Origin of the sequence: Psychrobacter sp. Sarcosine-02u-2 (genome assembly GCF_002836335.1) — a bacterium.
Classification (GTDB): Bacteria; Pseudomonadota; Gammaproteobacteria; order Pseudomonadales; family Moraxellaceae; genus Psychrobacter; species Psychrobacter faecalis.
The window spans coordinates 1-13,157 of sequence record NZ_PJBX01000150.1 but is presented as its reverse complement, the minus strand read 5'-3'; the positions used below and the strand labels follow the sequence as shown (position 1 = coordinate 13,157).

At 43.1% G+C, this 13,157-nt stretch carries 12 protein-coding genes; 7 read left to right on the top strand and 5 right to left on the bottom strand.

Going from position 1 to position 13,157, the window contains the following annotated elements; all coding sequences use genetic code 11:
* Positions 1–25 precede the first annotated feature (25 nt).
* Positions 26–772, top strand: coding sequence for a hypothetical protein (locus tag CXF58_RS06360; RefSeq protein WP_068405619.1), 747 nt, complete (start codon positions 26–28; stop codon positions 770–772).
* Positions 773–902: 130 nt separating this feature from the next.
* Here the strand turns inward: CXF58_RS06360 and CXF58_RS06355 are convergent, their stop codons facing one another.
* Together CXF58_RS06355 and CXF58_RS06350 are read right to left on the bottom strand one after the other, a co-directional pair.
* The gene (locus CXF58_RS06355; RefSeq protein WP_068405622.1) at positions 903–1,505 is read right to left on the bottom strand and encodes an Rrf2 family transcriptional regulator; all 603 of its coding nucleotides are present in this window, start codon (positions 1,503–1,505) and stop codon (positions 903–905) included.
* Positions 1,506–1,578: 73 nt separating this feature from the next.
* Positions 1,579–2,832, bottom strand: coding sequence for an NnrS family protein (locus tag CXF58_RS06350; RefSeq protein ID WP_068405625.1), 1,254 nt, complete (start codon positions 2,830–2,832; stop codon positions 1,579–1,581).
* Positions 2,833–3,283: 451 nt separating this feature from the next.
* On the opposite strand from CXF58_RS06350, the gene CXF58_RS06345 reads away from it, so the two are divergent.
* Positions 3,284–3,520 (top strand): hypothetical protein, encoded by a 237-nt coding sequence (locus tag CXF58_RS06345; RefSeq protein ID WP_068405628.1) that lies wholly within the window; start codon positions 3,284–3,286, stop codon positions 3,518–3,520.
* A gap of 101 nt (positions 3,521–3,621) precedes the next feature.
* Here the strand turns inward: CXF58_RS06345 and CXF58_RS06340 are convergent, their stop codons facing one another.
* Positions 3,622–5,112, bottom strand: coding sequence for an aldehyde dehydrogenase family protein (locus tag CXF58_RS06340; RefSeq protein ID WP_102076919.1), 1,491 nt, complete (start codon positions 5,110–5,112; stop codon positions 3,622–3,624).
* A 429-nt stretch (positions 5,113–5,541) separates the two neighbouring features.
* On the opposite strand from CXF58_RS06340, the gene CXF58_RS06335 reads away from it, so the two are divergent.
* From CXF58_RS06335 to CXF58_RS06315, 5 genes are all read left to right on the top strand, one after another.
* Positions 5,542–6,144 (top strand): TetR/AcrR family transcriptional regulator, encoded by a 603-nt coding sequence (locus CXF58_RS06335; RefSeq protein WP_068405634.1) that lies wholly within the window; start codon positions 5,542–5,544, stop codon positions 6,142–6,144.
* 229 nt (positions 6,145–6,373) lie between these two features.
* A complete protein-coding gene (locus CXF58_RS06330; protein ID WP_068405636.1) occupies positions 6,374–7,591 on the top strand; it encodes an iron-containing alcohol dehydrogenase in 1,218 nt (405 codons plus the stop codon).
* Between the two features lie 282 nt (positions 7,592–7,873).
* Complete coding sequence (locus tag CXF58_RS06325) at positions 7,874–8,923, top strand: NADP-dependent oxidoreductase (protein ID WP_102076918.1); 1,050 nt, start codon at positions 7,874–7,876, stop codon at positions 8,921–8,923.
* A 109-nt stretch (positions 8,924–9,032) separates the two neighbouring features.
* Positions 9,033–9,710: a type 1 glutamine amidotransferase domain-containing protein gene (locus tag CXF58_RS06320; RefSeq protein WP_102076917.1), complete on the top strand. Its 678-nt coding sequence runs from the start codon at positions 9,033–9,035 to the stop codon at positions 9,708–9,710.
* A gap of 28 nt (positions 9,711–9,738) precedes the next feature.
* Complete coding sequence (locus CXF58_RS06315) at positions 9,739–10,374, top strand: glutathione S-transferase family protein (protein WP_068405644.1); 636 nt, start codon at positions 9,739–9,741, stop codon at positions 10,372–10,374.
* Between the two features lie 79 nt (positions 10,375–10,453).
* On the opposite strand, the gene CXF58_RS06310 is transcribed toward CXF58_RS06315, so the two are convergent.
* Positions 10,454–11,785 carry a D-arabinono-1,4-lactone oxidase gene (locus tag CXF58_RS06310; protein WP_068405646.1) on the bottom strand — a complete coding sequence of 444 codons (1,332 nt, stop codon included), beginning with the start codon at positions 11,783–11,785 and terminating at the stop codon, positions 10,454–10,456.
* Positions 11,773–12,996 (bottom strand): alanine racemase, encoded by a 1,224-nt coding sequence (locus CXF58_RS06305; protein ID WP_068405649.1) that lies wholly within the window; start codon positions 12,994–12,996, stop codon positions 11,773–11,775. The genes CXF58_RS06310 and CXF58_RS06305 overlap by 13 nt, the downstream gene beginning before the upstream one ends.
* Between the last annotated feature and the right edge of the window lie 161 nt (positions 12,997–13,157).

The window sequence follows — 13,157 nt, the reverse complement described above, 5'->3', positions numbered from 1 at the left end:
AAATAATGATTAAGGAAGAATATTAATGACCGATAAAATACATGATTTAGGCGCAGGATTTTGGAATATTCGCGGTACGTTTCGCATAGGCGGCGTCCTTAATATAGGTACTCAATGCTCACTGATTAAGTTAGATTCAGGGCGTTTTGTCTTTTTAGATAGCTATGAGCTTACCGGCGACGTACGCGATGAGGTAATGGCCTTAACCAATAATGGGCAAGATGTTGAAGCTGTGCTCAACGTCCATCCTTTTCATACGATTCACTGCGCGCAGATGGCAAAAGATTTCCCGCAAGCGACTTTTTATGGCAGTCGCCGTCATCATAAAAAAATCCCTGAGGTGCAATGGGCAGACGATTTGGTCGAAAGCGAGGCCGTCGCCAAGCGTTATCCTGAGCTAAAGTTTTCTATGTCAGAAGGCATTCACTATATCTCACCCAATGAGATGATTCATGCAGGGTCGCTGTTGGCCTTTCATCCTGCCAGTAAAAGCCTACACGTCGATGACACCTTTATGAGTCCGCCAACCAAACTCCTAGAAGCGGTGTTGCCTGAGCTGTTATTGCACCCAACCACCAAAAAAGCGCTCAAAGATGAGCCTGATGCTGGCAAGCAATACTGCGATTGGGCGACCAATCTTGCCCACGAATGGCGTGAGGTACGAAACTTTTGCGCCGCGCATTCTTATTTGGTTAAGTTTAAGGAAGGCGAGTTTGAAAACGCTTTATTAAAAGCCATTGATAAAGCGCGTCCGAAGCTTGAAAACGCTTAGATGATTAGACGATTAGTTGCTTAAGTTGAATGAATTAGAAATTGATAATAAAAAAGCTGCCTCGCTATGATGGACGAGGCAGCTTTTTTATTTTTGAGTGTCTATATCAGCTTTATTTTTTAGATGAGCGTTATTTTACCAGACTATTTAAGCTATTGAGGTTATTTCTATAAAACAATAGCTCAGCCAATTCTGACTCATTACTGATAACATCCGCCAAGGTATAACGCTCAAGAACGTTGATAAAAGCAGTCAGCGCTTCAAAAAATACCTGCTTTAACTGACAAACAGGGCTGATGATACAGCCTGATTTGACCACCGCACTGGCCTCTTCATCGATAAGCGTCAAAGCCAAATCTTTAGCAACCCCGCTGTCGTCATTAATAACCGGACTATTCACCGTGCTATTAGTATTAACATCGGGTTTGGCAGTTACTAGTAAATCAGTCGAAAAACATTCAACCAAATTAAAATCTGGCTCAATTTGCTTAATCAATACGCCCAAATTGATATCCTTTGGCCGACAAGCCAAGCGAATACCGCCATTTTTACCGCGTACGCTGTCGATATAACCAAGCTGCCCCAGTTGGTGAATAATCTTGGTTAAATGACTTTTAGAGATATTGTAGCTGTTGGCAATGTCACTAATGTTTGCCAATAGATGCGGCTCAGGCTTAATCGCCAAATATATTAATGAGCGCAGCGCATAATCACTATAGTTGGTCAGTCGCATTTTTTGCGCTCCCCTGTTTGAGATGAATATTAACTTGACGTTGTAAAATAACGTTGATCACGTCAAAACCTTATTAACCAAATAAGCCATCTGGCCGTTGGCGTGCCAGCATCGGTAAATAACTGATGCAAAATAGTGCAAAACAAGCAATCCAAGCACCTTGCGCCGTCATAATCCATAATAAGTAATGGCTCATATCGACCAATGGTAAAAATACTCGACTGACAAACGTCAGCACCATCAGTGCAAACATAAGATTGACGATTTTGGGCGGTTGATGGATACTGCGACCTGTATGACCGAGCGATACCCGCGCCATCATTGCTACTGTCATCATACCCACGCCAGAGATGGATAATCCATGGACGGCGATACTGTGGCTGTAACCGAGCCATGGCTGTAGTGCGTATAACACAAAACTCAGACACATGCCTAAAAACGCGATATATAACGACCATAAGAGTGGTTTTTGCCAAATGCCGCGATGATACCAGCCCGCTAAGCGCACGATATTGACCACCGCGACCCCAAGGGCACTGATGGTCAGCAAGTATTTATTGGGGTAAAATAAATCAACGAGGAAAAAAACAAAGAAAAACAGTAAACTTGCGATATCTTGTGCTTTATTATTACGTACTGTGACTTCTTCTTTTTCGCCTTTAGCGTTTGGAATACTTAAACCACGCTCGATAAAGAACGGCACCACGCGACGACCGATGGTCAACACTAGGCCGATAATCAAGTAAAAACCTAAATAGATACCTAACTTGGTCAAGTTCATATTGGCGCTGATAATGCCCCAATAGCATAGCGCATTACCGAGTGTTAGAAGCGTAAGCTTGGCTAAAATACCCATCTGCTTATATTGCTTCACTTGTAGCACTGCCCGAGAAATCACAAATGCCATCCAGCCGACAAACAATAAATCAAATATCGCCGCGGCATATAGTAAGGCTGCCCCGCTACCAGCAACCGTGATACCGAGGCCGAAAGCTACCCAGCCCAAGCGTGCCAGCAACCAACACATAAAGATACCGAGCAGCTTATAACCATGTGGCATCATCACACCCGTCCAGGTTTTCACTGCGGTCAATAAGAAACCTGCCACGACTGCCAGCGCATAGCCATAAATCATTTCATGGCCATGCCAATACAGCGGATTTAGCGTTTGCGCATCGATATCCGTGTGTCCGGTAAACACAAACGCCCATAGAGTCATTGTGATAATGGCAAACAAAGCCGCGGCACTAAAAAATATCCGAAAGCTCAGGTTGAGAATAGGATGCGGCGAGCTTGGCGGTTTGGTAGGTAAATTGATTGATTGCATAACAGACTTCTTATAGTCAAAGTTAGAAGGTGTGCCTTAAAGATATATTTTAAATGAATGTTATACATAATACAACTGAAACTATATGACTGCTACGATGAATTAACGCACTTATTATATACAGCTTTGATTTATATAAAGCGCTACACTAGATAACTTATATTATATTAATCTATATTCTATCACTTATATGAAGAAACTGATATTAAAGAGCTGGTATTAAAGAGCTGCTACCAAATAAGTTATTGCAAATAAGTCAATGAAAACAACTGGCATTGGCTGATTTATGGCAGTATGAAATCGAATTTTAAACACTAAAATTTATAAATTAAGCGCTATAAACCAAACGTTAAAGCTGCCCATACCTTGATATTTGCTTTCATTATTACCATCATAAATAGTGACCACGGCTAATTTGACTACATAAATGGTCCACCTTGAGGAGAATGTCATGACAGAAGCACATGCACCAATTGAAAAACGTAAAATTGTTAATCGTTTTTTAACCTTACTGACCGAACAACAACCACAAATGTATTATGCCACGACATCAGAGGTCGCGCGCAGTATCCATACCATGATTAGAGAGCACACCAATCGCTTGACGGTAGAAGAGCAAGCCCTGACCCGCCGTATGTCTATTGAAGAAATCGAAGCGTTATTGGGTTTTCATACTAAGCAACATTAGAATAATCAACTTTTAGAGTAACGACATCATTAGTAAGAAAAAAGACCACCATCAAGGCGGTCTTTTCTATGTCGAGCGTTTAATTTATCTACCATGCCTAATTAGAATGGATACTCGCGTGGCTCATGTTGTACGGAAATCCAATGTAAAGTGGTAAATTCTTCTAATATCCATTCACCATTAAAGCGTCCGATACCAGAGTTTTTCTCGCCACCGAACGGCGCACTACTTTCATCATTGACCGAGATATCGTTGATATGGGTCATGCCCGCTTTGATACCGCGCGCAAAACGCAAACCTTTTTCCATATCTTGGGTAAAGACCGCACTCGATAGACCATACATAGAATCATTGGCAATCGACAGCGCATCATCTTCATCCTTGGCACGAATGATACCAACCACAGGGCCAAAAACTTCGTTACAGGATAAGTCCATCTCACGCGTCACTTCACTAAAGATATGCGGCGGCACTACCTGACTTTTAATCTCACCACTTAATAGCATCTTAGCGCCCTCTTCCTGCGCTTTAGCGATTTTTTCTTGCAGCGATTCGACTTGTTTTTTATTGATGATAGGGCCAACTGCGGTGTCTTCTTTGCTAGGATCACCCACGTTTAGGGTTTTTACATGCGCTAAGAAACGCTCAACGAAATCATCATAAATCTCGTCTTCGACAATGATGCGATTAATCGCAATACAGATTTGTCCTTGATGCAGGAATTTACCGAAAGCCGCTGCTTTTACCGCTTGTTCGATGTCGGCATCTTTTAGCACCACAAATGGGCTATTACCACCAAGCTCAAGCGCCACTTGCTTGATATAATCGCCGCCGTTGGCAAGCTCGCCGATACGTTTACCGACTGAGGTTGAACCGGTAAATGACACCAAGCTTGGAATATCGTGAGTAACAATCGCATCGCCAATCTCGCTACCCGCGCCAACGACCACGCTCAGCAAGCCTTTTGGCAGACCCGCTTCTTCAAATATTTTTGCCAATAGCAGACCCCCAGTAATCGGCGTATCACTGGCAGGCTTGAGTACCACAGCATTACCCAAGGCTAACGCAGGCGCGATAGAACGCTGGGTTAAATGTAAAGGGAAGTTCCATGGGCTAATCACGGCAATCACGCCCATCGGCTCACGATAAATAAAATTCTCTTTACCCGGCGTATTAGAAGGGCGAATTTCACCATGCACGCGGTTTGGGAAACTGGCAGCTTCAAGCGTAATCGCACGGGCACTACCGAACTCGACCATGGCTTTGATACGGGTACTGCCCGACTCTTTAATTAACCAATTAACGATTTCTTCTTGACGCTCATCGAAGATATTGACGACTTTATATAATACCGCTGCACGCTGGGCTGGCGTTTGCTTCGCCCACTCTGCCTGTGCTTTGGTTGCTGCCTGAAAAGCTTCATCAAGCTGTTTATCGGTTGCCTGCTGAATCTCTACCAAGGTTTCGCCATTAAAAGGGTTGGTATCGGTATTGACGCTATCGTCTTGACCTTTTTGCCACGTACCGGCGATATATTGCAAATGAAAATCGCTATAGGCGCTTTGTTGAGTATTCTTAGTATCGGTTGACATAATTATCCTTATTTATTTTAAGTTTGTTTTTAAGAGCCATTCAATTAAAAGTATTTTCTAGATAGAAACTTATATAAAACTCTAGGTTGTATAAGTTGTGTCGGTTGTATCACTTTATAAACAGTCGGCATAACTATTGTGCAAAAAAACTTGCTACTGAGCGTTAATAAAAGGTTTCATTAATAAAAGGTTTCATTAATAAATTGCGTTAATAAATAAAAGCCTTCTTACCAAACGTAACTTGCTAGACGACTGGTCTAATGCTAACATAGTAAGCACAAAAACAAGAATAATTTATCATTATGTATTGTTGAGAAAACGTAACGCTTAAAACTAGTATTAAAGAAGCGCTCTCAACCCTAGTTTCTATTTAACTGATTTCCATTCGATTACATAACCAAATAATACCCTAAGGAGAACATCCTCTTCATGTCCGATATTACCACTCCTATTCCATCCGATACTAAGGCGCATCTATTAGCAGTAGGTTATAAGCTCATCGCGCAAAAAGGCTTTACCGCTGTCGGTATCAAACAAATACTCGATACTGCTGGTGTACCTAAAGGCTCGTTTTATCATTATTTTGCCTCAAAAGAAGCCTTTGGCGAAGCCATTATCGAGCATTATTTTGCTAACTATAAAAAGCGCTTAGAGTCGATTGCAGCTGAAGATATTAGCGCGCAACAAAAGATTTATAACTATTTTCAAAACTGGTATGACACCCAGCAAAACGGCTGCGACCATGAAAAATGCTTGGTGGTTAAGCTCAGCGCTGAAGTGGCTGATATCTCAGAAACCATGCGTAAAGCCTTGTATGCAGGTTATCAGCAAACTATCAACTGGATTGCTGAGCAAATAAAAGCCGGCTGGGCAGATGGCACAATCCCTCACCCTGATAATATCGCCGCTGAGAGTATGGCTAAACGTTGGTACTTTGCTTGGTTAGGCGCCAGTCTCATCGCTAAAATCAGTCAAACCGATACACCATTGGCAGAAGTTTGGCTGATGACCACCTCGCAACTTGGTCGCTAAATATTATTCAGGATTTCCATGAGTAACCATTTAGACCGCTAACTGATAAAAGATGATTTTCAGTTATACGATAGTTTTGTAAAATTCATAATAAAATACTAGACGACCGGTCTAATTGATGTAAAATACGCTCAAACAGCAAAAGTTACTACGATCTATATTTTGCGCTCACAACCTACATACTTATTAAAACTCACCTTACAACTTCTCATTAGCAACTAGGAATTTTATGAATAACTTTCAATACTACAATCCCGTTCGCATCGTCTTTGGCGAAGGTCAAATCAAAAAATTGTCAGAACTGGTGCCAACCGATGCACGCGTATTAATCACTTACGGCGGTGGTTCAGCGCAGCGTACTGGTACCTTAGATGAAGTAAAAAATGCACTCGCTGCTAACGGCAACCGTGAAGTATTTGAGTTTGGCGGTATTGAAGCCAATCCAGAATTTACCACGCTGCTAAAAGCTGCTGATATGGTCAATAAACATAATATTGATTTCTTATTAGCAGTGGGCGGCGGTTCAGTTATCGATGGTAGTAAGTTTGTCGCCCTTGTGTCTTCATTAACTGAAGAAGGCAGCACAGATGGGACGGTTTCTCGTGAAAAAGCATGGGACGCATTGACCAGTTATTGCAAAAACATCGATTCAGCGATTGATTTAGGCGCAGTATTGACCATTCCAGCGACTGGTTCTGAGATGAACTCTGGCGGCGTGATTAACTATAGCGAACGCCAAGCAAAACTACCCTTTGGCAACCCGCTTACCTTCCCTAAATTCTCAATTTTGGACCCTACCAAAACGTTAACCTTACCTGAACGCCAAGTGATGAACGGTGTCGCTGATGCTTTTGTTCACGTTATGGAGCAGTACCTTACCTATCCTATTAATGCCAAAGTGCAAGATGCCTTTTCTGAGAGCTTATTAAAAATTCTTGTCGAAGAAGGTAAAGCGGTCAAGGCCGACCCAGAGAATTTAGAAACGCGTAAAAACATCATGTGGACGGCAACCATGGCATTAAATGGCCTGATTGGCACGGGCGTGCCACAAGATTGGACGACGCATATGATTGGTCATGAATTGACCTCACTCCACGCGATTGACCATGCTCGTACGCTCACGATTGTACTGCCGTCAGTCATGCGTGAGCTTAAAGATAGTAAAAAAGACAAATTGCTCCAATATGCGCGTAACGTTTGGAACATTACAGATACAGATTTAGACGACGATACCGTCATCGAAACTGCTATTGTGCATACTGAGAACTTCTTCCGCGAGCTTGGACTGCCAGTGAGCTTAGAAGACGCAGAGTTAGATAAGTCGGCGATTGACCCTATCATTAAGCAACTTGAAGCACACAAAATGGTGAAATTGGGCGAACATGGTAAAAATGATTTAGACGTATCACGCCGCATCTTAGAGCGCGCCGTGACGAGCAAAGCCTAATCATTTAAAGTCTTAACATCGTAACTTGCTATTTTCACGATAATCGGTAGCCATCCACCTTGTTATGGCTACTGACTTTAAGAATTTGGTGGTGTTCTAAAAAGTATGCTGGCGATAGAAGTCAATAAGAAATCTATGCTAAGTTCTCTGATTCTATAGGGCTTTCAAGGCTTCAAAAATTGTTCAAGTTTTAACCAGCATACTTTTTGACACACCACCAAGAATTTTAAAACGTTAAAAAACCAATAATGACAACCAACAACTAGAATAAGGAGCTTTAACATGAGCTTTAATGAACAACAAAACCAACAACAAAACCGTCAAATCAAACTTGCCAGCCGCCCGAATGGCACCCCAACCAAAGACAATTTTGAGCTGACCACCAGCGACATCCCAACGCCTAACGACAAGCAAATGCTACTGCGCACGGTCTACATGTCGCTTGATCCCTACATGCGTGGACGTATGAGCGCGTCAAAAAGCTATGCTGACCCACTAGAAGTCGGCGATGTGATGCTTGGCGGTACGGTCGCCCAAGTGGTCGAATCTAATATCGATAAATTTGCCGTTGGTGATTTGGTGGTATCAAATTCAGGCTGGCAGGATTATAGCGTCAGTGATGGTGAAGGCGTGCTAAAACTTGATAAGAATATGTCCAACCCATCTTATGGTTTGGGTGTCCTTGGTATGCCAGGCTTTACCGGCTATATGGGTTTGACCGATATCGGTAAACCAAAACAAGGCGAAACCTTAGTCGTCGCAGCAGCAACTGGTCCTGTGGGCGCAACCGTCGGACAAGTCGGTAAGCATTTAGGCTTACGTACCGTTGGTGTGGCAGGCGGTGCGGAAAAATGCGCTTATGCGGTCGAAGAGCTGGGCTTTGATATTTGTATTGACCATAAAGCCGACGACTTTGCCGAACAGCTGAAAAACGCTTGCCCAGATGGTATCGACATCTATTATGAAAACGTTGGTGGTAAAGTACTCGATGGTGTATTGCCATTACTAAATGCCCATGCGCGTATCCCAGTGTGCGGCCTAGTGTCACAATATAATGCGACTGAACTTCCTGATGGCAAAGACCGTCTCGGTATGCTGATGGGTCTTATCCTGAGCCAACGTCTGACTATCAAAGGTTTTATTATCTTTGAAGAGTACGGCGATCATTTCCCAGAGTTCTTAAAAACCATGGGTGAATGGGTTGAATCGGGTAAAGTTAAAACCAAAGAGCATATCGTCGATGGCTTAGCACAAGCGCCGCAAGCTTTCTTTGACATGTTAGACGGTAAGAACTTCGGTAAAACCGTGGTTAAAGTTGCCGACGTTCAGTAATGGTTATTTTAAATAGCGCAACGCTAAGAGCAACAGAATCTCTCAGCAATACTTAACGATGAATACCAACAAGCGTCAATACCAATATCAATAATAAATAAGGACAATTATGAATATTTTAATGGTACTAACCTCACACGATAAATTAGGCGATACTGGCAAAAAGACGGGGTTTTGGCTCGAAGAATTTGCCGCCCCTTACTATGCTTTTTTAGATGCTGGCGTCAATATTACCTTAGCCTCTCCTGCTGGCGGTCAACCACCACTCGATCCGAGTAGCGATACGGAAGACGCGCAAACCAAAGACACCAAACGCTTTAAAGAAGACAAAGAGGCGCAAGAGCGTCTTGCCAATACCAAAAAGCTTGCCGACGTAAAAGCCGAAGACTTCGATTCTGTCTTTTATCCGGGCGGTCATGGTCCATTATGGGATTTGGCAGTCGATAAAAATTCTATCGATTTAATTGAAAGCTTTGTTAAGCAAGACAAGCCGATTGCTTTTGTTTGTCACGCTCCTGCAGCGCTGAAAAACGTCAAAATCGACGGTGAGTATTTGGTCAAAGGTAAAAAAGTTACTGGTTTTACCAATACCGAAGAAGAAGGCGTACAGCTCACTGACGTCGTACCTTTCTTATTGGAAGACGTTTTAAAAGCCAATGGCGGTGACTATCAAAAAGGCGCAGATTGGGAATCTTATGTCGTCGAAGACGGTCTATTGATTACCGGCCAAAACCCAGCCTCATCAGAAGAAGCTGCCAAACGCTTACTGGCTAAACTGAACGCTTAATATAAAATACCGCAACAAGGCTGACATCATGATTCGCTTACATCATCTTAATCAATCACGCTCACTACGTACGCTATGGCTACTAGAAGAATTGGGGCAACCTTATGAAATCATTAGCCATCAGCGCGATGCCAACACGCATCTAGCACCTGGTAGCCTAAAAGCAATTCATCCACTCGGTAAATCTCCGGTTATTGAGATGGATGGCGAGCTTTATGCCGAATCTGGGGCGATTACTGAGCTATTGATTGAGCGTTTTGCGCCAGAGCAATTACGCCCTGCGACCGACAGCACTGATTATGGTCATTACTTGCAGTGGATTCACTTTGCCGAAAGCTCGCTGATGTTGCCGTTATTGCTTGAGCTGTTTACCACTAAAGCAGGCGTTGGCGACAATGCGTTTTTAACCGGTTATATCGCTCAAGAAAAGCACAAACTCCTGAGCTATTTAGATGATGAGTTGAAAGACAAAACATTTATCGTCGGCAACAAACTCAGTGGCGCTGACTTTATGCTGTCATTTGATTTAATCATGCTCGCTAAACGCGGTACGTTAGAAGACTACACCCATATCAAACAGTATGCTTTGCAACTGACGAGCATTGATAGCTACCAACGCGCCATGCGTTTGGAAGCCAACTATGATGACTCTATTAAGCGTTAAGTAAGACATTTTAATGGTTTAATATGAAAAAACAGCTCTTTATGAGCTGTTTTTTTTTATGGCTAAGTTGATAAGGGCTTTAAAGGCAAAACTTTTGCTCAAGCCAGCTATTCATAAAGACACTATCAGGATCATACTCGCGGCGTATCTCCAAAAAACGATTGAGCTTAGAATATAAGCTTTGCAGCTCTATACGGCTCAATTTATTCACTTTACCCCAATGCGGGCGACCCTGCCATTTTTTCATATACTCGTATAGCCATTTAAACAACGGCTCACAGTCCATACCTTTATAGACGTGGAACGATAATACCGCGCAATCCTCTCCCTGCGTAGGACTGAGCATGCCCGTCTCGCCTTTATGTGTGCGCACCTCAATAGGAAAGTGCGAGCCTTTATTGTCGTTTAATAAAATATGATTGACCTCTGAGATACATTCATCAAAATCAGATAACTTGATAAAATACTCAGATTCATTAAATTTGACGCCGCGCGGTGTCGGAAACACCTCGTAGCTGTAACCTTCACGCTTGGTATTAGGAATAGAGCTTGCTGATATTTCACTGACCTTTTTGGTCAGCGACGGCTTCATACGAGCCAGCTCGCACAGCACATAAAAAGCACCATTTAAAGTGACCACACTGTCGAAATGATCTTTGAGTTTTTGCGTGCCCGTCATCGCTTTCGGTGCTATCACTGACAGCGTCTTTTGCTGAATCTTATTGGTACCGGGAAACAAAAACCATTCCATATGCCGATGGCTGTACGCGGTTTCATGAAAACGCGCCAAGCCTTCTTCAAAATATAAGACTTCGTTGGACTCTTTAAGTCCGTAGATATCGACCACTTTAAGCGTTAATTTGGTAAAAATACCAAGCATACCCAGGCTGGCATGTAAGGCATTACCCAGCTCATCGGTTTTCGGGTCGCCGCGATGATGGGTGTGCAGTTCACCTTTACCATCGACCCACTCCCAGGTTACCACTTGATTGGCAATCGAGCCTAAAGTAATCCCTGTGCCATGAGTTGCGGTACTGGCAGCACCAGCAATGGTCTGTGCTTGTACATCGCCCATATTTTCTAATGCCAAACCATACTCTTTGAGCGCTGCGCCAATTTCATATAAGTAAGTACCAGCGTGTAAAGTGGCAAGCTTCGCCTCTTTATCGACTGAGATAAGACCGCGCATATTATGTAAACTGACGGCAATTTCTTCAGGTTTCGCGCAGCCACTAAAAGAATGCGCCGCGCCCGTGACTCTAACGCGCTTTTTATTTGCCCGTGCATTTTTCACAATCTCTTGTAGTTCTGCAACCGATGAAGGTGTGAGTTTTTGCTCAGGGGCAGCACGCTCGTACCCTACCCAATTTTGCCAATCATTGCTTCCTTGCCACTGCCTTAATGAAAACATTTGCCCTCTCCTCGGTAAGTTATCATGGTTTGCTGCTTTTGTTCTTTGTTTGCTGCCACTGTAGGCTGACCAGATTGTCGATAACAAATGAGTTCATTAAAATGTTCACACAGCTCGCCTGCTTTTGCATGGCGGCACCAAACCATATCGCCAATATTAAGACGCGGCATCTCATCATCATTGCCCGTTTTGCCAATTGCCATCGGCGTTTGTACTTCGCCAAAACCTTCATCGTTTAGTAATGATAAATGTTTGGGATAATGAATGACCGGTGCTTTATCGGCACCTGTCGCACCCGAGGCAATAAAGCCGCCACTATGACAGGTAATCACGCCTTTTTCTGGTTGACGCGTCACAGGCAGCACAAAGCCCGCGGCAGGCTGAAACTCATGCATGCTATCCATATAATCAAAATACGCCGGTTTATAATAGGCAGAACCGACCGTTATTTCGCTAACCTCAGGCTGGCTTGAGGTGAAATCCATACTGCCACTGCCGCCCCCATTGACGAGCTTAAGCGTATAACCTTGTTTATCCAGATAGTCAACAATTGAGCGGCGGCGCTTACTCACTTGTTTTTGTGAGCGATTTTTTAATAAACGAATCGCAGGCGACAACACAGTTTTACCCGGTAAATGCTCGGGCAAACCCGCAATTTGTGCCTCATAGCCCATTGCCGCACTGACCTTAATATTGGGATATTTTTTGATATGCTGTAGTAGCTTTTTTACGTCTTTGATGCTCATTATTGCTGAACGTTTGGTACCGAAATACAGCTTGGGCAGCGGCATCGACATATTGATATCGAGACAAACATCAATAATGACATCGTGCGCTTTGGCAACTTCATTCAGCACATCCACATGCTCTGGGCGATCGATCATCCAAATCATGGTTGCGCCCTGTTTGGTAAAGTCAAAAGTTGCGGTAACGCTTACCATGTCCAAAGTTGGATAAGCGCAGAGAATATTATCAAAGCCATTTTCTAACAGATACACTGATTCGTCGGCCGCATAAGACATCAGCCCGATAAAGTTAGGAGATTTGTCTTTAATGTAGTGCAGAACGTCTATAGAGCGAATAGATTTGGTCGCCAAGCGTAGTTGAACAGACTTAGTTTTTTGGTTGATCAGTGTTATATTATGATCGAGCGCGTCCATATCAAACCACGCACTCGGAGCTTTCGGCGGAACAATGTGGGCAAAATCCATTTTACTTTCCTTGTAACGGCCATTGAATACGACCTTGTATTTCTTATAATACTGTTATTATGCCTCTAAAAAAGAGGATATATCAGCATCATAGTTTGTACCCAGAGCCTAGCTCAGTCAAGCGCCATATTTATAAAAAATCGACATTTGTTACTTGTAAA

What these genes read in the sequence shown, in the direction of transcription:
- CXF58_RS06305 (WP_068405649.1), bottom strand. Translation starts at nt 12,996, where the DNA reads ATGGATTTTGCCCACATTGTTCCGCCGAAAGCTCCGAGTGCGTGGTTT.
- CXF58_RS06335 (WP_068405634.1), top strand. Translation starts at nt 5,542, where the DNA reads ATGTCCGATATTACCACTCCTATTCCATCCGATACTAAGGCGCATCTA.
- CXF58_RS06360 (WP_068405619.1), top strand. Translation starts at nt 26, where the DNA reads ATGACCGATAAAATACATGATTTAGGCGCAGGATTTTGGAATATTCGC.
- CXF58_RS06340 (WP_102076919.1), bottom strand. Translation starts at nt 5,112, where the DNA reads ATGTCAACCGATACTAAGAATACTCAACAAAGCGCCTATAGCGATTTT.
- CXF58_RS06355 (WP_068405622.1), bottom strand. Translation starts at nt 1,505, where the DNA reads ATGCGACTGACCAACTATAGTGATTATGCGCTGCGCTCATTAATATAT.
- CXF58_RS06350 (WP_068405625.1), bottom strand. Translation starts at nt 2,832, where the DNA reads ATGCAATCAATCAATTTACCTACCAAACCGCCAAGCTCGCCGCATCCT.
- CXF58_RS06345 (WP_068405628.1), top strand. Translation starts at nt 3,284, where the DNA reads ATGACAGAAGCACATGCACCAATTGAAAAACGTAAAATTGTTAATCGT.
- CXF58_RS06315 (WP_068405644.1), top strand. Translation starts at nt 9,739, where the DNA reads ATGATTCGCTTACATCATCTTAATCAATCACGCTCACTACGTACGCTA.
- CXF58_RS06330 (WP_068405636.1), top strand. Translation starts at nt 6,374, where the DNA reads ATGAATAACTTTCAATACTACAATCCCGTTCGCATCGTCTTTGGCGAA.
- CXF58_RS06310 (WP_068405646.1), bottom strand. Translation starts at nt 11,785, where the DNA reads ATGTTTTCATTAAGGCAGTGGCAAGGAAGCAATGATTGGCAAAATTGG.
- CXF58_RS06320 (WP_102076917.1), top strand. Translation starts at nt 9,033, where the DNA reads ATGAATATTTTAATGGTACTAACCTCACACGATAAATTAGGCGATACT.
- CXF58_RS06325 (WP_102076918.1), top strand. Translation starts at nt 7,874, where the DNA reads ATGAGCTTTAATGAACAACAAAACCAACAACAAAACCGTCAAATCAAA.